Origin of the sequence: Mesorhizobium sp. M0601 (genome assembly GCF_040320845.1) — a bacterium.
Taxonomy (GTDB): Bacteria; Pseudomonadota; Alphaproteobacteria; order Rhizobiales; family Rhizobiaceae; genus Mesorhizobium.
Genome location: NZ_JAMYQK010000004.1, coordinates 37,332 through 56,434, shown reverse-complemented (window position 1 = coordinate 56,434; position 19,103 = coordinate 37,332). Strand labels below are relative to the sequence as shown.

Annotated in this window: 21 protein-coding genes; 12 read left to right on the top strand and 9 right to left on the bottom strand. The window is 62.4% G+C overall.

Annotated elements, in window-relative coordinates; translation table 11 throughout:
• Positions 1-13: 13 nt before the first annotated feature.
• Positions 14-937 (bottom strand): PfkB family carbohydrate kinase, encoded by a 924-nt coding sequence (locus NKI41_RS06000; protein WP_352681951.1) that lies wholly within the window; start codon positions 935-937, stop codon positions 14-16.
• A 276-nt stretch (positions 938-1,213) separates the two neighbouring features.
• Here NKI41_RS06000 and recA point away from each other — a divergent pair, with 276 nt between their 5' ends.
• From recA to NKI41_RS05985, 3 genes are all read left to right on the top strand, one after another.
• A complete protein-coding gene (recA, locus tag NKI41_RS05995) occupies positions 1,214-2,311 on the top strand; it encodes a recombinase RecA (RefSeq protein WP_023674696.1) in 1,098 nt (365 codons plus the stop codon).
• A 259-nt stretch (positions 2,312-2,570) separates the two neighbouring features.
• On the top strand, positions 2,571-5,237 hold the full coding sequence (gene alaS / locus NKI41_RS05990; protein WP_352681949.1) for an alanine--tRNA ligase: 2,667 nt from the start codon (positions 2,571-2,573) through the stop codon (positions 5,235-5,237).
• 64 nt (positions 5,238-5,301) lie between these two features.
• Positions 5,302-6,096, top strand: a complete 795-nt coding sequence (locus NKI41_RS05985; protein ID WP_352681947.1) for a PhzF family phenazine biosynthesis protein — start codon at positions 5,302-5,304, stop codon at positions 6,094-6,096.
• 134 nt (positions 6,097-6,230) lie between these two features.
• Here NKI41_RS05985 and NKI41_RS05980 read toward each other — a convergent pair whose 3' ends face one another.
• Genes NKI41_RS05980 through NKI41_RS05970 form a run of 3 tightly spaced genes read right to left on the bottom strand, consistent with a single transcriptional unit; the run spans position 6,231 to position 8,671 of the window.
• A complete protein-coding gene (locus NKI41_RS05980) occupies positions 6,231-6,812 on the bottom strand; it encodes a demethoxyubiquinone hydroxylase family protein (protein WP_352681945.1) in 582 nt (193 codons plus the stop codon).
• 15 nt (positions 6,813-6,827) lie between these two features.
• Entirely contained in the window at positions 6,828-7,448 is a 621-nt protein-coding gene (locus tag NKI41_RS05975; RefSeq protein WP_352681943.1) for a glutathione S-transferase family protein, read from the bottom strand.
• A gap of 11 nt (positions 7,449-7,459) precedes the next feature.
• The gene (locus tag NKI41_RS05970; RefSeq protein ID WP_292659842.1) at positions 7,460-8,671 is read right to left on the bottom strand and encodes an NADP-dependent isocitrate dehydrogenase; all 1,212 of its coding nucleotides are present in this window, start codon (positions 8,669-8,671) and stop codon (positions 7,460-7,462) included.
• A 206-nt stretch (positions 8,672-8,877) separates the two neighbouring features.
• Between NKI41_RS05970 and NKI41_RS05965 the strand changes: the two genes are divergently transcribed.
• The 4 genes from NKI41_RS05965 (at position 8,878) to NKI41_RS05950 (ending at position 11,701) form a co-directional block, all read left to right on the top strand.
• Positions 8,878-9,744 carry an RNA methyltransferase gene (locus NKI41_RS05965; RefSeq protein WP_352681941.1) on the top strand — a complete coding sequence of 289 codons (867 nt, stop codon included), beginning with the start codon at positions 8,878-8,880 and terminating at the stop codon, positions 9,742-9,744.
• A gap of 80 nt (positions 9,745-9,824) precedes the next feature.
• Complete coding sequence (locus tag NKI41_RS05960; protein WP_352681938.1) at positions 9,825-10,466, top strand: DUF805 domain-containing protein; 642 nt, start codon at positions 9,825-9,827, stop codon at positions 10,464-10,466.
• 157 nt (positions 10,467-10,623) lie between these two features.
• On the top strand, positions 10,624-11,436 hold the full coding sequence (gene murI / locus NKI41_RS05955) for a glutamate racemase (RefSeq protein WP_352681936.1): 813 nt from the start codon (positions 10,624-10,626) through the stop codon (positions 11,434-11,436).
• Positions 11,437-11,512: 76 nt separating this feature from the next.
• On the top strand, positions 11,513-11,701 hold the full coding sequence (locus tag NKI41_RS05950) for a DUF3008 family protein (protein WP_023674705.1): 189 nt from the start codon (positions 11,513-11,515) through the stop codon (positions 11,699-11,701).
• Between the two features lie 90 nt (positions 11,702-11,791).
• Here the strand turns inward: NKI41_RS05950 and NKI41_RS05945 are convergent, their stop codons facing one another.
• The gene (locus tag NKI41_RS05945; protein WP_023674706.1) at positions 11,792-12,004 is read right to left on the bottom strand and encodes a hypothetical protein; all 213 of its coding nucleotides are present in this window, start codon (positions 12,002-12,004) and stop codon (positions 11,792-11,794) included.
• A 380-nt stretch (positions 12,005-12,384) separates the two neighbouring features.
• Between NKI41_RS05945 and rpsD the strand changes: the two genes are divergently transcribed.
• The 4 genes from rpsD (at position 12,385) to NKI41_RS05925 (ending at position 15,318) form a co-directional block, all read left to right on the top strand.
• Entirely contained in the window at positions 12,385-13,002 is a 618-nt protein-coding gene (rpsD, locus tag NKI41_RS05940; protein ID WP_023717376.1) for a 30S ribosomal protein S4, read from the top strand.
• A 154-nt stretch (positions 13,003-13,156) separates the two neighbouring features.
• Positions 13,157-14,044, top strand: a complete 888-nt coding sequence (ttcA, locus tag NKI41_RS05935; protein WP_352681934.1) for a tRNA 2-thiocytidine(32) synthetase TtcA — start codon at positions 13,157-13,159, stop codon at positions 14,042-14,044.
• Positions 14,034-14,861, top strand: coding sequence for an inositol monophosphatase family protein (locus NKI41_RS05930; protein ID WP_352681933.1), 828 nt, complete (start codon positions 14,034-14,036; stop codon positions 14,859-14,861). The genes ttcA and NKI41_RS05930 overlap by 11 nt, the downstream gene beginning before the upstream one ends.
• A 49-nt stretch (positions 14,862-14,910) precedes the next feature.
• Positions 14,911-15,318 (top strand): UCP034077 family protein, encoded by a 408-nt coding sequence (locus tag NKI41_RS05925; RefSeq protein WP_352501584.1) that lies wholly within the window; start codon positions 14,911-14,913, stop codon positions 15,316-15,318.
• A gap of 19 nt (positions 15,319-15,337) precedes the next feature.
• On the opposite strand, the gene NKI41_RS05920 is transcribed toward NKI41_RS05925, so the two are convergent.
• Positions 15,338-16,537 carry a multidrug effflux MFS transporter gene (locus NKI41_RS05920; protein ID WP_502893744.1) on the bottom strand — a complete coding sequence of 400 codons (1,200 nt, stop codon included), beginning with the start codon at positions 16,535-16,537 and terminating at the stop codon, positions 15,338-15,340.
• 207 nt (positions 16,538-16,744) lie between these two features.
• Positions 16,745-17,080, bottom strand: coding sequence for a Grx4 family monothiol glutaredoxin (gene grxD / locus NKI41_RS05915; protein WP_023674712.1), 336 nt, complete (start codon positions 17,078-17,080; stop codon positions 16,745-16,747).
• 163 nt (positions 17,081-17,243) lie between these two features.
• Between grxD and NKI41_RS05910 the strand changes: the two genes are divergently transcribed.
• Positions 17,244-18,038, top strand: coding sequence for a phosphodiester glycosidase family protein (locus NKI41_RS05910; RefSeq protein ID WP_352474643.1), 795 nt, complete (start codon positions 17,244-17,246; stop codon positions 18,036-18,038).
• Positions 18,039-18,211: 173 nt separating this feature from the next.
• Here NKI41_RS05910 and NKI41_RS05905 read toward each other — a convergent pair whose 3' ends face one another.
• Positions 18,212-18,775: a class I SAM-dependent methyltransferase gene (locus tag NKI41_RS05905; RefSeq protein WP_352681930.1), complete on the bottom strand. Its 564-nt coding sequence runs from the start codon at positions 18,773-18,775 to the stop codon at positions 18,212-18,214.
• A 20-nt stretch (positions 18,776-18,795) separates the two neighbouring features.
• Entirely contained in the window at positions 18,796-19,029 is a 234-nt protein-coding gene (locus NKI41_RS05900; protein ID WP_023674714.1) for a BolA/IbaG family iron-sulfur metabolism protein, read from the bottom strand.
• Positions 19,030-19,103: the final 74 nt, after the last annotated feature.

Sequence of the window (19,103 nt, the reverse complement as noted above, 5' to 3'; positions counted from 1 at the left end):
TCCGGGCCGCACTTCATGCCAGCTCCCGCGCGTCAGGCACGAGCGCCAGCGCTTCGGCAAAGCTGGCGCTGGTGAAGGCGGCGCGCTCGTCGGCGAGCATCGCGGCGGCAACGCCTTCGCGCAGCGCTGCGCGCAGCGTCAGGCCGCGCAGCAGGGCAGCGATCGTGGCGCCTGCCAATGCGTCGCCGGCGCCGGCAGCATCGGTCCGCTTTTGCAGCGGCGGTGGCGAGATCGAGAACGCGCTCAATTCGTCGAAACCGAGCACTGGTTCGTCGCCGGCGGTGATCACGCCGCTTTTCAGCCCGGCGCGTCTCAGGCCGTCGACGATGCCTTGATCGATTTGGACGCCGGCGAGCACGCCGGCCTCGGGCCGGTTCATGAAGGCCATCGCCAGACGGTCGAGCACCGGCGTCAGCCGCGCCGCTTTGTTGGGCGAGACCGCAAGCGCAAACACCGGCTTGCCGGCGGCGAGTGCCGCCAGCCGCTCCAGCGCGGTCGACGGCAGGTTGGCGTCGCACAGCACCGCGTCGGCCGAACCGATCGCTTCCCGCACCTTGGCGCGGCGGATCTGCTTGGGAAGCGCCAGCTCGTAGAGCACCATGTCGGCAAGGCCGGCGATCAGCCCGCCGTCGCTGTCGATCAGCATCGTATGGCTTGGCGTTGCTCGGTCGAGGAACACCGCCGACAGGTCGGTAATGCCGGCCTCGGTGACGGCGCGTAAGACCGTGTCGCCCAGGGCATCGCCGCCGCGTACCGAAAGCAGCGAGGCCGAGGCGCCGCGTCGCACCGCACAGCGCAAGGCGTTAAAGACGGCGCCGCCGACATGCTCGCGCATCGTGCCGGGATTAGACGCTGCTGGCACGAAGGCGCCGGCAACCCGGCCGCGCCGCTCGATATAGGCGCCGCCCACGGCCAGGATCGTCGAGGATTTGATCATGCCGTCAAAATGCCCTTTAGCTGTTGCCCGGAGAGACTAGGTCGCCGGGCGGAACCCCGCAATCGCGGGTCCGATTCGGTTGGTGACGGCAACGGCGCCGCATGCGAGGCGAGACACATCGGAAGCGATAATTGCGAAACAAAAATAGAACAAATAGCGATATACGTTATTTTTCAAATCCTTGGTGCTCATTGACAAATGAGAACAAATGAGGTACATTCTTTTAAGGATTGCGGGATTGTCCGGCCTCCATTGACGACCACGGGGTGATGTATCATGGCTCAGAATTCTTTGCGGCTTGTAGAGGACAAAGCGGTGGATAAATCAAAGGCTCTGGATGCGGCGCTGTCGCAAATCGAGCGTGCCTTCGGCAAGGGCTCGATCATGCGGCTCGGCGCGAACGAGCAGGTCGTCGAGATCGAAACGGTGCCGACCGGCTCGCTTGGGCTGGACATCGCGCTTGGCGTCGGCGGCCTGCCACGCGGCCGCATCGTCGAGATCTACGGGCCGGAAAGCTCGGGCAAGACGACGCTGGCGCTGCACACGGTGGCCGAAGCCCAGAAGAAGGGCGGCATCTGCGCCTTCGTCGATGCCGAGCACGCGCTCGACCCGGTCTATGCCCGCAAGCTCGGCGTCGATCTCGAAAACCTGCTGATCTCGCAGCCCGATACCGGCGAGCAGGCGCTGGAGATCTGCGACACGCTGGTGCGCTCCGGCGCCATCGACGTGCTGGTGGTCGATTCGGTGGCGGCGTTGACGCCGCGGGCGGAAATCGAAGGCGAGATGGGCGATTCGCTGCCCGGCCTGCAGGCCCGCCTGATGAGCCAGGCACTGCGCAAGCTCACCGCCTCGATCTCGCGCTCCAACACCATGGTCATCTTCATCAACCAGATCCGCATGAAGATCGGCGTCATGTTCGGTTCGCCCGAGACGACGACCGGCGGCAATGCGTTGAAATTCTATGCCTCGGTCCGCCTCGACATCCGCCGCATCGGCTCGGTCAAGGATCGCGACGAGGTCGTCGGCAACCAGACCCGCGTCAAGGTCGTCAAGAACAAGCTGGCGCCGCCCTTCAAGGTGGTCGAGTTCGACATCATGTATGGCGAGGGCGTCTCGAAGACCGGCGAGCTGGTCGATCTCGGCGTCAAGGCGGGCGTGGTCGAAAAGTCGGGCGCCTGGTTCTCCTACAATTCGCAGCGTCTTGGCCAGGGCCGCGAAAACGCAAAACTGTTCCTGCGCGACAATCCCGACACGGCGCGCGAGATCGAGCTGGCGCTACGGCAGAATGCCGGGCTGATTGCTGAGAAATTCCTTGAGAACGGCGGCTCCGAAAGCAGCGACGACGGTTTCGAGGACGACGCTGGGGTGATGTAGGGCAAGCGACGCCTCGCTGAGCCTCAGCCAGGTTTCGATTTGATGTTTTGATTTTGAGTTTGCGTAATCGATGCGTTTCGAACCGCCGGCCCATGGCCGGCGGTTCGCGTTTGACGGCGAGGCAGACGCATTTCAAGGCGCTGGTGAAAGCCGGGATTTGAGACCATTTGGTGTTTCTGGACAGGCTGCGGTGCGACCGCTAAAAGGCCATGTCTATTTTCCGCCGGCAGCCGGCGGTTCTCTCGAAAAGGCAGTATTCATGAGTGGCGTCAACGAGATCCGGTCGGCATTTCTCGACTATTTTCGCAAGGAAGGTCACGAGGTCGTCGCGTCAAGCCCGCTGGTGCCGCGCAACGACCCGACGCTGATGTTCACCAATGCCGGCATGGTGCAGTTCAAGAACGTTTTCACCGGTCTGGAGAAGCGGCCGTATTCGCGCGCCACGACTGCCCAGAAGAGTGTTCGCGCCGGCGGCAAGCACAACGACCTCGACAATGTCGGCTACACCGCGCGCCACCTGACCTTCTTCGAGATGCTCGGCAATTTCTCCTTCGGCGACTATTTCAAGGAGCGGGCCATAGAGCTTGCCTGGAACCTGATCACCAGGGAGTTCGGGCTGAAGAAGGACAAGCTGCTGGTCACCGTCTACCACACCGACGACGAGGCGGCCTCGTACTGGAAGAAGATCGCCGGCCTTTCGGACGATCGCATCATCCGCATCGCGACTTCGGACAATTTCTGGGCAATGGGCGACACTGGACCTTGCGGGCCGTGTTCGGAGATATTCATCGACCGTGGCGAGCATATCTGGGGCGGCCCTCCTGGCAGCCCCGAGGAGGATGGCGACCGTTTCCTTGAATTCTGGAACCTGGTGTTCATGCAGTACGAACAGGTGACGAAGGACGAGCGCGTCGACCTGCCGCGTCCGTCGATCGACACAGGCATGGGCCTCGAGCGCATGGCATCCATCCTGCAAGGCGTTGAAAGCGTCTTCGAAACCGACCTGTTCCGCCACCTGATCGACGCTGCGTCGTCGGCGCTTGGCAAAGGTCCGGATGCGGGCACCGTCGCATCGTTCCGCGTCATCGCCGACCATTTGCGTTCGTCCTGCTTCCTGGTCGCCGACGGCGTGCTGCCGTCCAACGAAGGACGCGGCTACGTGCTTCGTCGCATCATGCGCCGCGCCATGCGCCACGCGCAGTTGCTCGGCGCCCGCGATCCGCTGATGTGGCGCCTGGTGCCGGCACTGGTCCGCGAGATGGGCCAAGCCTACCCGGAACTGGTGCGCGGCGAACAGATGATCACCGAAACGCTGAAGCTTGAGGAAACTCGTTTCCGCAAGACGCTGGTGCGCGGCTTGGGCTTGCTTTCCGAGGCGACGGAAAAGCTGGCCTCCGGCGACATGCTGGATGGCGAGACAGCGTTCAAGCTCTACGACACCTATGGCTTTCCGCTCGATCTGACGCAGGACGCGCTGCGCCAGCGCAACATCTCGGTCAACCTTGCCGGCTTCACCGAGGCGATGGAGCGGCAGAAGGCGGAGGCGCGCAAAAGCTGGGCTGGTTCCGGTGAGGCCGCAACCGAGACGATATGGTTCGCGGTGCGTGAGGAGACCGGCGCCACCGAATTCCTGGGGTATGAGACCGAGCAGGCGGAAGGCCTCATCCAAGCGCTGGTCAAGGACGGCAAGACCGTCGACAGCGCCGGCAAGGGCGACGCCGTTGCCGTGGTTGTCAACCAGACGCCGTTCTATGGCGAATCCGGTGGCCAGATGGGCGATACCGGCGTCATTTCGGGCGACGGGTTCTCGATCGAGATATCCGATACCCAGAAGAAGGCCGATGGGCTTTTCGTCCATCTCGGCAGGGTGGCTAACGGCACGGTCAAGACGGGCGCGACCGTCGAGCTGAAGGTGGACCACGCGCGTCGCACCAGGCTGCGCGCGAACCATTCCGCCACGCATCTGATCCATGAGGCGCTGCGCGAGGTGCTGGGTACCCATGTGGCGCAGAAGGGCTCGCTGGTTGCGCCCGAGCGTCTGCGCTTCGACATCTCCCACAACAAGCCGATCTCGCATGACGAGCTCGAAGAGGTAGAGCGCATGGCGAACGAGATCGTCGTTCAGAACGGCCCTGTAACCACGCGGCTGATGTCTGTCGACGACGCCATTGCCGAAGGCGCCATGGCGCTGTTTGGCGAGAAATATGGCGATGAAGTGCGCGTCGTTTCGATGGGCACGGGCTTGCATGGCGCCAAGGCCAACCGGCCTTATTCGGTCGAGCTATGCGGCGGCACGCATGTCAGGGCGACCGGCGATATCGGCCTGGTGCGCATCCTGTCCGACAGCGCGGTCGCTGCCGGCGTGCGCCGCATCGAGGCGTTGACCGGCGAGGCGGCCAGAAAGCATCTCGACGAACAGGACAAGCGGTTGAAGGCGGCCGCCGCCGCGCTGAGGATTTCGCCGGCCGATGTGCCGGCCCGCGTCGAGGCGCTGCTCGACGAACGCAAGAAGCTCGAAAAGGAGCTGACAGAGGCGCGCAAGAAGCTGGCGCTGGGCGATCGCTCGCCAGCCGGTGTGCCGGCGGAAAACGAAACCATTGCCGGTGTCGGTTTTCTCGGCAAGGCGGTATCGGGCGTCTCGCCAAAGGATCTTAAGCCGTTGGCCGATGCCGGCAAGAAGTCGCTCGGCTCCGGCATCGTCGTCTTTGTCGGCGCCGGCGAGGACAACAAGGCGAGCGTCGTCGTCGCCGTCACCGATGATCTGACCGGCCGCTTCAACGCCATCGATCTGGTGCGCGTCGCGTCCGCGGCATTGGGCGGGCAAGGCGGCGGCGGGCGACCCGATATGGCCCAGGCCGGCGGCCCGGACGGCTCGAAGGCCGAAGACGCGATCGCTGCGGTGAAAGCGGCTCTCGAAGCGGCGTGAACCTGCACCGGGGCCGGCACGGCCGAAATGGCGCGCCGCCCAGCGGATATCTCTGAGGGCCGATATGCCGACGCTGACGATGTATCAGGTCGATGCCTTTGCCGAACGGGCCTTCCAGGGTAACCCTGCCGCCGTTCTCCTTTTAGAGGAATGGCTGTCGGAGCAGGTAATGCAGGCCATCGCCAACGAAAACAATCTTGCTGAAACCGCGTTTGTGCGGCCGAATGGCAAAGGTTGGGATTTGCGCTGGTTCACGCCGGTCCACGAAGTCGACTTCTGCGGCCACGCCACTCTTGCGGCCGCCCATGTGCTGGCTACGGAATACAATGGTCAGGGCGAAATGGCCTTCGCCACCCGGGTCGGCGAGCTGCGGGTTTCCCGGTGGGAAGGGGGCTATCAGCTCGATCTGCCTTGTTTTCCGCCGCAGCCCGTCGAGGAAGAGCTGGACTCGGCGCTGCAAGCGATATTGCCTCAGCGGCCGGTTGCGAGCTTCCGCAATTTCGAGAACCTGTTTGTCGAGCTTGCCGACGAGACAACCGTGCGATCTTTCGTTCCCGATCTGCTCAGGATCGGACGTTTTCATCCTCTCGGCCTGGTTATTACCGCGCCTGGGCGAGCCCACGATTTCGTCTCCCGTTACTTCGTGCCTGGGGCGGGCATTCCCGAGGATCCGGTAACCGGCTCCATTCATGCGACGCTGGTGCCTTACTGGTCTGAAAAACTCGGCAAGACGCATCTGTCGGTATTCCAATGCTCGCAGCGCGGCGGGCATTTGCTATGCGAACTGGCCGGAGATCGCGTGCTGATCACAGGCCGTGCGAAGACCTTCATGAAGGCGGAGATCTACCTTCCCGATTGAGCGGCTTGCCAATTCGGTGGCTGCTTCGCCTGAGCCAGGTGTCCAGATCACGGTATGGCGTTTGGGCCGGGCGGCGGCCCGATGGCGCAGGGCAGTGGCCCCAAAGAGGCGGCGCTAGAACGGCATAGCGCTCATCAGAGATGCCTTGATGCCTTCAGGGCACGCGTCATTCGCGTCGAGTCCCCCCAGGTCGACAGCCAAATCAGGCAGTCGGTGGTAACGGAGATCGCTGCGCGCAGGCGGTTCAGCAACGGTCCAGGCGAGGTCAGCTGCTCTTCGGCGTGACGGAGATGGGCAAGCTCTTCTTCGCGGATGGACAGGATGATGCCGTGCAACTCGTGATCGCGTCCGGTGAGAAAGAACAGCTGATCATCGAGATGGCGGTGCACCGCCGCTTCGACAGCTGCGGTGCAGGCCCAGACGCCTTGCGGGCCGAGCAGGGCAGTGAGGAAACCCAGCAGCCAGCCGCCCCAGCTCCAGAATTGCATCACGCGACACGGTCGGGAATTTCGCAGTGGCATGGCTGCATGGAAAGACGCGCAATGGGTGCGCTCGTGCCCAAGCATCTCCGACAAAGACGGCACGCAGTCCGGCCAGAAACGCTTCGCGACAAGAATCTGTGCCGAATAGATTCTGATCGCGCCGTACTCGCCGGCGTGGTTGACTCTGACTATTCTGGCCACCGTCAGTGCGTCCTGGTGAGAGAGCTTGGCCATGAATGCGCTCGAGAGTTAAGTCAGCCTGCCGGCAACGCTCGCACGCGCCGCAATGCGGGTCCACCAATTCTGGATCTCGGCAAACTCGGCCAGCAGGGCTTGTCCCTCGGCGACCTTGACGAAATAGCCGATGATCGGTGCGGCGTGCAGGTCGGCCAGCGTCAGGTCCGTTCCCAACAGCCAAGGCCCTTCAGCTTTCAGCGAGGAGAGCGCCTGCAATGCCGTTCTTGCCTGCCGCAACCCGTTGGCGATCACGGCTTCGTCGGGCGACGTTTTTTCCAGCCGCTCGACAGCGACATCCCAGACCATGGTCCTGTAGGCGTAGGCGTCGAGCAGGCCGGTGATCTGGTTCAGGCGTGCTCGAGGCCGGGCTTCGACCGGCTGCAGCGCCGGGCCGCCAAAGGCTTCGTCGACATAACGGACAATCGCGCCGGTCTCGTAGAGGCGAAAGCCGTCATGCTCGAAGGCCGGGATGCGGCCGAACGGCTGGTGCTCGAAATACCAGCCGGGAATGCCGTCCGCGGCAAAGATGTCGACGGGCACGAGCTCGTAGCCGACGCCCTTTTCCTCCAGCACCAGCCGCACGATGCGTACATAGACGCTGTAGTCCGCGCCGTAGACGACGGGCTTGCCCATGCCGGTTGGGCTCAGGCCATCGCTTTCTGCAAATTCTCGTCGATCTTGTCGAGGAAGCCGGTGGTCGAAAGCCATGGCTGGTCGGGGCCGATCAGCAGCGACAGGTCCTTGGTCATGAAGCCGGACTCGACCGTCTGGATGCAGACCCTTTCCAGCGTCTCGGCAAAGCGCCTCAGTTCGGCATTGTCGTCGAGCTTGGCGCGGTGCGCGAGGCCGCGCGTCCACGCAAAGATCGAGGCGATCGAATTGGTCGAGGTCTCCTCGCCCTTCTGGTGCTGGCGATAGTGGCGGGTGACGGTGCCGTGCGCGGCTTCCGCCTCGACGGTCTTGCCGTCCGGCGTCATCAGCACCGAGGTCATCAGGCCGAGCGAGCCGAAGCCTTGCGCCACCGTGTCGGACTGCACGTCGCCGTCATAATTCTTGCAGGCCCAGACATAGCCACCCGACCATTTCAGGCTCGAGGCCACCATGTCGTCGATCAGCCGGTGCTCGTACCAGAGTTTCTTCGCTTTGAATTCTGCTTCGAACTCCGCTTCGTAGACCTCCTGGAAGATGTCCTTGAAGCGTCCGTCATAGGCTTTGAGGATGGTGTTCTTGGTCGAGAGGTAGACGGGGTAATTACGCAGCAGGCCGTAGTTCAGGGAGGCGCGGGCGAATTCGCGGATCGATTCGTCGAGATTGTACATGGCCATGGCGACGCCGGCGCCGGGTGCGTCGAAGACGTCGTGCTCGATCACCTGGCCGTCCTCGCCGACGAATTTGATCGTCAGCTTGCCCTTGCCGGGGAAGCGGAAGTCGGTGGCGCGGTACTGGTCGCCGAAGGCGTGGCGGCCGACGATGATCGGCTTGGTCCAGCCGGGCACCAGCCGCGGCACGTTCTTCATGATGATCGGCTCGCGAAAGATGGTGCCGCCGAGGATGTTGCGGATGGTGCCGTTCGGCGACTTCCACATCTTCTTCAGCTTGAATTCCTCGACGCGCTGCTCGTCGGGCGTGATCGTCGCGCATTTCACGCCGACGCCGTATTTCTTGATGGCATTGGCCGAATCGATGGTCACCTGGTCGTTGGTGGCGTCGCGGTGCTCGATGCCGAGGTCGTAATATTCGAGCTTGAGGTCGAGATAAGGGTGGATCAGCTTGTCCTTGATGAACTGCCAGATGATGCGGGTCATCTCGTCGCCGTCGAGTTCGACGACCGGGTTCGCCACCTTGATCTTCGCCATGGAAAGAATGCCTCACTTTTGGGGAACGGAACGGCCTTGCCCGCACGGCCGCCGGCCCTGGGATGCGGCCCGTATATCAAAGGCTTTTTGGCCGCGCAAACGGCGAACCGCGCCGTAGTGTCGGCATTCCTTGCGAAAGCTTCATTTTCGCCGCCAAATGTGGCAGGGGACTGCGAAATGCCGCAAACAGCAGTTCACTGACAACCATGGCCGCTACCCAGGATCCCGCCACCCCTCTTGCCTCCGGAACTCCAGCGTCCGGACCGGCGATCATCCTGGTCGAGCCGCAGCTCGGCGAGAATATCGGCATGGTTGCGCGCGCCATGGCCAATTTCGGCCTTACCGAGCTGCGGCTCGTCAATCCGCGCGACGGCTGGCCGAGCGAGAAGGCGCGTGCCGCCGCAAGCCGCGCCGACCACGTCATCGATGCAGTCACGGTGTTCGATGACCTCGCCTCGGCGATTGCCGATTTGAACTTCGTCTTCGCCACCACGGCGCGCGCGCGCGACAATTTCAAGCCGGTGCGCGGTCCGGTCGAGGCGGGCAGGGCGCTGCGCGCGCGGCAGCGGGCCGGCCAGCGCACCGGCATCCTGTTCGGCCGCGAGCGCTTCGGCCTCTATAATGACGAGGTCGGCCTTGCCGACGAGATCGTCACTTTCCCCGTCGATCCAGCCTTCTCCTCGCTCAACATCGCCCAGGCTGCCCTGCTGATGTCCTATGAATGGATGAAGTCCGGCCTGGAAGACGAGACCAGGACCAACTTCTCTGGCCCCGAAATGCCGCCGGCTGCCAAGGAAGAATTGCACGGCCTGTTGGCGTATCTGGAAGGTGCACTGGAGGCGCGCGGCTATTTCCGCCCGGCAGCGAAGAAGCCGAAGATGGTCGACAATTTGCGTGCAGTGCTGACCCGCCCCGGCTTTGCTGAGCCGGAGCTCAAGGTGCTGCGCGGCATACTATCATCGCTGGACAGGTTCTCGCCGGCCATGCCGCGCGGCGACGGATCGCCCGGCGACGATCCAAGGCGGCTCCCGGCGGCGGCCCGGCGCGCTGGCAGGGCGACAGACAAAGACTAGCCTCGGAACGACCCATACCTCACCAGTAACCGAATGTTATTTGGTGTGATCCATTGTCTGGAAAACGATGGATCCTTTCGATGTTCAATTCAAATATCGGGCGTCTTCGCTTTTTCTTCTATTCCGCGGCCTTGCTGGTTGCGGAAATCGTGACATTCGTGCTGTGCGTCGTGGGGACCGTCGGCTTCGAGGGTTTGGCCAATTCGAAACCCGGTCCTTCCAGGGAAGGGCTGGCCGCGGCTGTTCTCGTTACCTCGCTGGTGATCGTTCTGTTCCGCGCGAATTTCGCCTGGCGTCGAAGCCGCGACGCGCAAGGGTCGGGTTGGATCCTTTGGTCGTATATCGTGTTCTCGACGCTGTTCGCGATCCTGCAGGCCGGCACTGTTCTTGTCGTAAAATTCGACGGCGAAGATTCGCATTCCGGCCTTAACCTGCTGGGATTGGCTCTTGTCGGGCTGTGGGTCGTCATCTTGGCGGGCAAGCCGGCGGGCGGTGGCTCTGCGGATATGGCGTCATCCCTGAGTTTCGACGATTTCGACCCGCCCGGGCCGCTGCGCGGCGCCGCCGCGCTCCATTCAGCGTCAGCCGCCGGCGCGACGGCCCTGGCTCCAGCCTACGCCACGCGGGCCGCGCCGGTGCCGTCGAACCCTGCATCTCAACCTGCATCTCCGGCGAACGGCCGGCCGCGGCCCGGCGGCTTCGGCAAGCGCGGCCTTGTGTGACCGGCTCGCCGCATCAAGGCCATGATGCTTCCACATAGAAGCGGCCGGGATAAAGCATCATTGGCCGAAGCAGAAAGCATGGGCCGGGCCTTCCCCCGTGATCTCGTTTGTGATTCCCAGCCCTTAGTGATTCCCAGCCCTTAGTGACTCAATGACAATGACCGATCCATCGAGCGCCCGTCCGATCCTGATGTTCGATTCCGGCATTGGCGGCCTCACCGTGCTGCGTGAGGCGCGCGTGCTGATGCCTGACCGCCGCTTCATCTATGTCGCCGACGACGCGGCGTTCCCCTTCGGCGGCTGGGAGGAACCGGCGCTGAGAACACATATCCTGGAGTTGTTCGCCAGGCTGCTCGACCGGTTTTCGCCGGCCATCTCGGTCATCGCCTGCAACACTGCCTCGACGCTGGTCATCGATGCCTTGCGCGAGAGGTTTCCCGGCCACCCTTTCGTCGGCACCGTGCCGGCCATCAAGCCGGCGGCGGAACGCACGCGCTCAGGCCTGGTTTCGGTGCTGGCTACGCCCGGCACCGTCAAGCGCCAGTACACGCGCGACCTGATCAGCAAATGGGCGCAGAAATGCCATGTCCGCCTGGTCGGCAGCGACAAGCTGGCGGGATTGGCCGAAGCCTATATGCGCGATGGCTTTGTCGACGAGGACGCCGTGCGCGCCGAGATCGCGCCGTGCTTCGTCGAGCATGACGGGCTGCGCACCGACATCGTCGTGCTTGCCTGCACCCATTATCCGTTTTTGGCCAACCGCATGCGCAAGACAGCACCGTGGCCGGTCGACTGGCTCGACCCGGCCGAGGCGATCGCACGCCGGGCGCTGTCGCTGCTTGCCGATACCGAGGCCCGCTATCGCAGAGAGGCACTGCCGGAAGGCGCCGACCTTGCATTCTTCACCTCGAACAGCGCCGATTTTCCGACGCGCCGGCTGATGCAGGGATTTGGCCTGGCGATATCCTGATCGCAGGCAATTTTCGCTTTGGGAACATCACACCGGACAATGCGTTTTCCTCTCATTGGAAACGGGAGAAACCATCATGCCAGCCACCTCAAAAGCCCAGCAGAAAGCGGCCGGCGCGGCATTGTCAGCCAAGCGCGGCGAGACCAAGAAGGGCGCGCTCAAAGGCGCGTCGAAGGGAATGTATAAATCCATGAGCGAAAAACAGCTCGAGGAATTCGCCGAGACCAAGCGCAAGGGCCTGCCGGAAAAGAAGTCGAAACACTGATCGACTGGCCATTCTGACGGCGGATGCCGGTCAATAAAAGGCCCGCGGCTGAGCCGCGGGCCATGAAGTCTCAACGGGCGAGGACGAAAATTACCAGTTCCAGCCCCACCCGCAGCGCCGCACTTTGTAGCGGATCACCTTGCGATGACCGTGGCGCCACACCACCTTCTTCTTGACCACGATGCGGCAGACCTGGTGATGCCTGTGCCCATGCCAATGCCGGGCCTGCGCCGGCTCGGGCGCGACCGCCATCGTGCCGGCCATCACCGCGGCTCCTACCAACGTAAGGAAGAACTTCTTCATACGAATTCCAGCTCCTCTGACTTCAGTCCCTTCCTGATGCCGCTGGCGCAACCTCCCGCCACATCCGGCACGTTCTACAACCGTAACACTATCCGGTTCGGCGATTCGCGCCAGCCGGAAGCTTGACAGCGGTTAAATCTCCGTTTAACCAGCCCACCAACACCGGGCCGCAATGCCCGGTGGTTTTCTTTATGTGTGCGAGACGTTTGGGAAGCCGGTTTTACTTTCCCTATGTCTTGTTTGAAATGACGTGTCCCGTGGGTTTTCCGTCGCGTTGCGTGGAAAACCCTGTCAGGTCTCGAAAACGGAGGCCAGAGGAGGGCGCGTTTCCTTCACCCGGACCATGAGGTTCCGGGTGCATTGTTTTGAAAGGGAATGCGATGAGCAAGCGCGAATCCGCGAAGTACAAGATCGACCGCCGTCTTGGCGAAAACATCTGGGGCCGCCCGAAGTCCCCGGTCAACAAGCGTGAATACGGCCCCGGCCAGCATGGCCAGCGTCGCAAAGGCAAGCTTTCCGATTTCGGCCTGCAGCTGCGCGCCAAGCAGAAGCTGAAGGGCCACTATGGCGACGTGTCGGAAAAGCAGTTCCGCAAGGTCTATGAAGAGGCGGACCGCCGCAAGGGCGACACCTCGGAGAACCTGATCGGCCTGCTCGAATCGCGCCTCGACGCAGTCGTCTACCGCGCCAAGTTCGTGCCGACCATCTTTGCGGCGCGCCAGTTCGTCAATCATGGCCACGTCAACGTCAACGGCAAGCGCGTCAACATCGGCTCGTACCGCTGCAAGCCGGGCGATGTCATCGAAGTGCGCGAGAAGTCGAAGCAGCTGGTCATCGTGCTGGAATCTGTGGGCCTGGCCGAGCGCGACGTGCCCGACTACATCGAGGCCGACCACAACAAGATGACCGCGGCTTTCACGCGCATCCCCGGCCTGGCGGACGTTCCGTTTGCCGTGCAGATGGAACCGAACCTGGTCGTCGAATTCTATTCGCGCTGATCGGCGCGTTCGTCGCGATACAATCGAAGGCCGCCCGTCGAGGCGGCCTTTTCTTTTTTCGTTTCTTTTTCCGCGGCGTGATTCCGAAATCGATTTCGGTTTTCGGTCCGATGCGCTACTGCGGGCGGCAACAGGATCTTGGGGCCGACGCGCCATGAATATGCTGCCAGACGCCGAAACACTCGAACCGGTCGCCGATACCGAAGGCGGCTTTCATCCGCTGTTTGCCGATGTGCCGTCCTCCGTCGAGTTCAACAAGCTGCGCAAGCGGCTGTTGCGGCTTGCCCGCCAGGCGATCGACGATTTCGCCATGGTGAGACCCGGCGACCGTTGGCTGATCGCTCTGTCGGGCGGCAAGGATTCCTACGGCCTGCTTGCCGTGCTGCTCGATCTCAAATGGCGCGGGCTGCTGCCGGTCGAGCTGTTGGCCTGCAATCTCGACCAGGGCCAGCCGAACTTTCCCAAGCACATATTGCCCGATTATCTCGATAGATATGCCATTCCGCATCGCATCGAATATCAGGACACCTATTCGGTGGTCACCGACAAGCTGGCCGAGGGCAGCACCTATTGCTCGCTGTGCTCGCGGCTGCGGCGCGGCCATCTCTATCGCATTGCCCGCGAGGAGGGCTGCTCGGCGCTGGTGCTCGGTCATCACCGCGAGGACATACTGGAAACCTTCTTCATGAACCTGTTCCATGGCGGACGCCTGGCCGCCATGCCGCCGAAGCTGCTCAATGACGAAGGCGATGTCATGGTGCTGCGGCCGCTCGCCTATTGTGCGGAAGCCGATCTCGAGAAATTCGCCGACGCCATGAAATTCCCGATCATTCCGTGCGATCTGTGCGGTAGCCAGGAGGGCCTGCAGCGCAACGCCATGAAGGCGATGCTCGACGACATCGAGAAGCGCATGCCCGGCCGCAAGGACACGATGATCCGCGCCATGACCAATGTGCGGCGTTCACATCTGCTCGACAGGAAACTGTTCGATTTCGCCGCCCTCAACGAAACCCTCACCACCAGGCGTCCCGATGACATTTGACGACAGCGCGATCGACTGGCTTGCCGACCTTCTGTCGGAAGTCGCCGTCGCCGAGATCATGCCGCGCTTTCGCCGGTTGAGCGAGGGCGACGTCCGTCGCAAGACCTCGGCCGCCGATCTCGTCACCGAGGCCGACGTCAATGCCGAACGGCTCATCACCGCCAGGCTGCGCCAGCGTTATCCCCACGCAATGATCGTCGGCGAGGAGGCCTGCTCCGACGACCTGACGCTGCTCGACGGTCTCGGCGATGCCGAACTCGCCTTCGTCATCGACCCGGTCGACGGCACCTTCAACTTCGCCTCCGGCGTGCCGCTTTTCGGCGTCATGCTTGGCGTCGTGGTCAAGGGCGAGACGGTCGTCGGCATCATTCACGATCCCGTCGGCAAGGATTGGCTGATCGGCGTTAGTGGCGCCGGCAGCCATATCCGCCATGCCCATGGCAATCTGGAAAAGGTCCATGTCGCCAAACCCGCGCCGATGTCGGAAATGACCGGTGCGGTCTCATGGCACTATGTGCCCGAGCCGGACCGCTCACGTTTGGCGCGCAACCAGACCAAGTCGCTATCGCAGTTCAATTATCGCTGCGCCGCCCACGAATACCGCCTGCTGGCCAGCGGCCACGGCCATTTCGTCGTCTACAACAAGCTGATGCCCTGGGATCACCTGCCTGGCGTGCTGATCCATGCGGAGGCGGGCGGCCATGCCGCGCGCTTCGACGGCAGCGCCTATCTGCCGTCGCATGTCGGAGGTGGCCTGCTGGTCGCGCCGGACCGGGAGAGCTGGCGGGAGCTGCGCCGCGAGCTCTGGGCGGAATAACTCTTCGCTGCCAAAGTTGTCCAATCCTGTGCGAAACCGGAGACCTCGAATGAAACCTCGGTCCGCAATTGTTGCAACGGCCTTTGCCCTTGCCTTGGTTGCCGGTGTCAATGAAGCAAGCGCTGGGGAACGCGCATGTCGCAGTCCCGACTCCGTCGACACCATAGACGAGATGTTCTCCGCGATCTTCGCCTGTTGGAAGCCGCCGCCCGGAACCGCGGGCATGACCCTGACGCTGCAGTTCTCAATTCGCCGAAACGGCACGCTTATCGGCAAGCCGCGCGCCACTTACTCCCATCTAGGGGACGATGGTCCGCTCAATCGGGCCTTCGTGGCTTCCGTCCTCGAGGCGCTCGACAAGGCTCTTCCACTGCCCGTTTCGGACAGTATGGGTGGAGCAATCGCAGGACGTACGCTGTTCCCCCGCTTCACCGCGGTCAGTGAGGGTGCATCCTAGGCGCGCCCGGCAATGTGCATTAAACCGGCGGGTTATGCGGCTGGAACAGTCTGCCGCGCTCGGCCAGCAGGATCATCAGCAGCGCCGCCACCGACACGCTGCAGAACCCGGCGGCAAGCGGCGTCACCGTGCCGTTGAAGGCTTGGCCGATCAGCGTGCCGAGAATGCCGCCAAGAAATGTCTGCATGAACCCAAGGATCGACGATGCAGTGCCGGCCAGGTGCCCCAGCGGCTCCATGGCAAGCGCGTTGAAGTTCGCGCCAAGCGCGCCGAACGGGACCATGGCGCAGGCAAAGAAGGTAATGAAGAGCCAGAGCGGCATCTTTATTTCGATGGAAACGACCAGCCAGGCAAGGCTGATGGCCAGAAACAGCAGCAGCGCGCTTTGCGACAGACGGCGCATGCCGATGCGGCCGACGAGGCGCGAGTTGAGGTAGTTCGAAAAAGCAAGTACGCCGGCAACCCCCGCGAAGATGACGGGGAACATCTCGCCGACATTGAACACGCTGACATAGATCTGCTGGGCCGAGGCGATGAAGCCGAACATGGCGCCGAAGATGAAGGTGCTGGCAAAGGCGTAGCAGAGCGCGATGCGGTTGGTGAGAACGATGCGGAAGCCGCCGATGATGGAGGACAGCGTCAGCGGCCGGCGATATTCGGGGTGTAGTGTCTCGGGTAGGCGCAGCAGCGACCAGGCGGACACGATCAGCGCGCCGGCTGCCATGGTGACGAAGATCACATGCCAGGTCGCAAACAGCATGATGAACTGGCCGATACCGGGCGCCACCACCGGAATGGCCATGAACACCATGAAGATCAAGGACATGACTTCGGCCATGCGCCTTCCGTCGAACGTATCGCGCACGATCGAGACGGCAATGACGCGCGTCGCCGCCGCGCCGATGCCTTGCACCGCCCGGCATAGCAGAAGCGTGGCGAATGACGGGGCGATTGCCGCAGCGCCGGCCGCCAGGACGTAGATCACCAGCCCTGCGACAAGCGGCGCGCGGCGCCCGAAGCGGTCCGAGATCGGCCCGAAGAACAGCTGTCCGCCGCCAAAGCCAAGGATATAGGCGGTGACAACATATTGCCGGTGGTTTTCATTTTCGATGCCAAGCGAAGCGCCGATCTGCTGCAGCGCCGGCAAAATAATGTCGATTGCCAGCGAATTGAGCGCCATCAGCGCCGCGCACAGCGCAATGAATTCCCAGCGCGGAATGGGCAAGGTGCTTGCCTTTTGCTGCGCTTGTGCTTGCTGATCCAAGGCCAGTCCGATCCTCAAACGAAAATGCGCCGGCTGGCCGACGCATCCATTCGTTGATTGCCCGATAGCGGGCAGAACTTTTTTCCAAGGTGGGGGCTGCCCCGGCGCTTAGCGCATGACCCCCGAAAATCGCAGGCGGAAGGTCATACGCAGAAACAGAAGTCAGGCGGCGCCTTTGACGCTGACGCCCTTTTCGACGAGGAAGGTCTGCAATTCGCCCGCCTGGAACATCTCGCGGATGATGTCGCAGCCGCCGACGAACTCGCCCTTGACGTAGAGCTGCGGGATGGTCGGCCAGTTGGAATAGTCCTTGATGCCTTGCCGCAGTTCGGCCGACGTCAGCACGTCGACGCCCTTATAGTCGGCGCCGATATAGTCGAGGATCTGCACGACCTGGCCGGAAAATCCGCATTGCGGGAAGCCGGGCGTGCCCTTCATGAAGAGAACGACGTCGTTGCCCTTCACTTCATTGTCGATGTAGTCGTTGATGCCGCTCATGGAATACCCTTTCATGCCTGTGGGAGTCAGGCTCGAACATTACCCTTCAAATAAACCCATGGGTTGCGCGAAACAAGATGTTTGCCGCCTTGCCATGCAAATGGCGCAAAGGAACGTCTGATCTTGGGCCAAGAGCGTTGGCCACCATCTTTCCCGAGGCGCGATGAAAAGACGATATCTCGCCGGGTTCCTCCTCGCCGTTCTGTTCGCCGCACTGTCCTTGATCTGGTGGGCCAGGTCGCCGAGACAGCCATCTCTCGTCGTCGGCGGTGAATTACCGGCGCCGTGCCGCGACGCGAGCTTCGAGGCGGTCGCCTATGTCGTCTGCGAAATCGATCTGCGCCACTATGACATCGGTGTGTTCCATGCAGGCCTTGACGGCAAGGCTTTCGGTTCACTGGACAAATTCGACAAGGCGATGGCGGATCATGGCCGGCCGGTGCTGCTCGCCATGAACGCCGGCATGTATCACCAAGACCTGACTCCGGTCGGCCTTCTCGTCGAAGACGGCCGGGAGAAGGCGCCGATCAACGTCGCCGACAGCGAAGGGAATTTCTTCCTGAAACCGAATGGCGTCTTCCTGGTCCGGAAGGACGGCAAGGCGGCGGTCATGGAGACAAGCGCCTATGCTGCGACCAGACTGGACGTGATGTTTGCCACGCAATCCGGCCCGATGCTGGTGATCGACGGCCGGCTTCATCCCCGCTTCGAGCAAAACGGCACATCGCGCTATATCCGCAATGGCATCGGCGTGCGTGACGAAAACACTGTCGTGCTGGCGATCTCGCGCTCTGAGGTCAGCCTCGGCAGCTTCGCGCGACTGTTTCGAGATGCGCTCAATTGTCCCAACGCGCTTTTCTTCGACGGGGTCGTTTCGGCGCTGTCGAACGGCGAGCGGATGATTGTGGGTGGAAGCTATCCGGTCGGGCCGATCATCGCCGTGTCGGCGAAAAGGTGAATTTATTTATGCGCACGTACGCATATGAATGCCGGCGCCAAACTCAGTTCGGCAAAATGCCTGGAGTCGACCATTTCCATCTCGGGCGCGGGAACCGGCTCGACGAAACGATCGAGCGTCCAGCCTGTGTCGGCAAGCCCGTTGAGGATATCGCCGAGCGGCCTGCGATAGGATTAGACATAGGGCTTGGGCTCCCCAAAACCTCCCCAATACATGCCCCAGCGATTCGTTTCAAAATAGGTTTTCGTCCCGCGCGTGCGCGTGTCCTGCCAGTCGCGCATTGGATGGCCCATAGAGAACACCAGCCAGCCGCCCGGGCAGGCCACGCGATGAAACTCAGCGAATACCGGCTCCAGTTTTTCGACATAGTCGAGCGCCAGCGAGCAAAGTATTCGGTCGAAACTGCCATCCGCGAGCCAGTCGAGAGCCCTTTCGAGGTTGCCAAGCCGGATATCGACATCGAGCCCAGCGCATCGCTGACGTGCCAGAGCCAGCATTTCCGGCGTAATGTCGAAGGCACTTACCCGCGCACCTGAGCCAGCCAGCTTTTCCGAGCAGATACCGGAGCCGCAACCGGCGTCCAGTATGTTCAGACCCGTCACGTCGCCCAGCAACTCCAGCGAGGCTGGCCGTTCATAAAGGGCGTTGTGCGGCTTGATCGGCGCCAGCGCGTCATAGCGCTCGGCGAAGGAAGCATAGGCACTGACTGCAACCGGATCGCTGTCGCCTTTGGCCATGACTTCCCGCTTGCGTAGAATTAGTCCGGCACGCTGGTCTGCAGGGCAAGCGCGTGCAACACGCCGCCCATATTGCCCTTCAGCGCGTCATAGACCATCTGGTGCTGCTGGACCCGGCTTTTCCCGCGAAAGCTTTCGGCCACAACCTCAGCCGCATAATGGTCGCCGTCGCCGGCCAGGTCGCGAATCGTCACCTTGGCGTCGGGAATGCCTTCCTTGATCAGCCGTTCGATGTCGTGGGCGTCCATTGCCATATGAGGATTCCTTGTTCAGGTCGTGATCTCATAGATATGGTCGAAATGGCGGATGAACCACAGGGAAAGGGCCC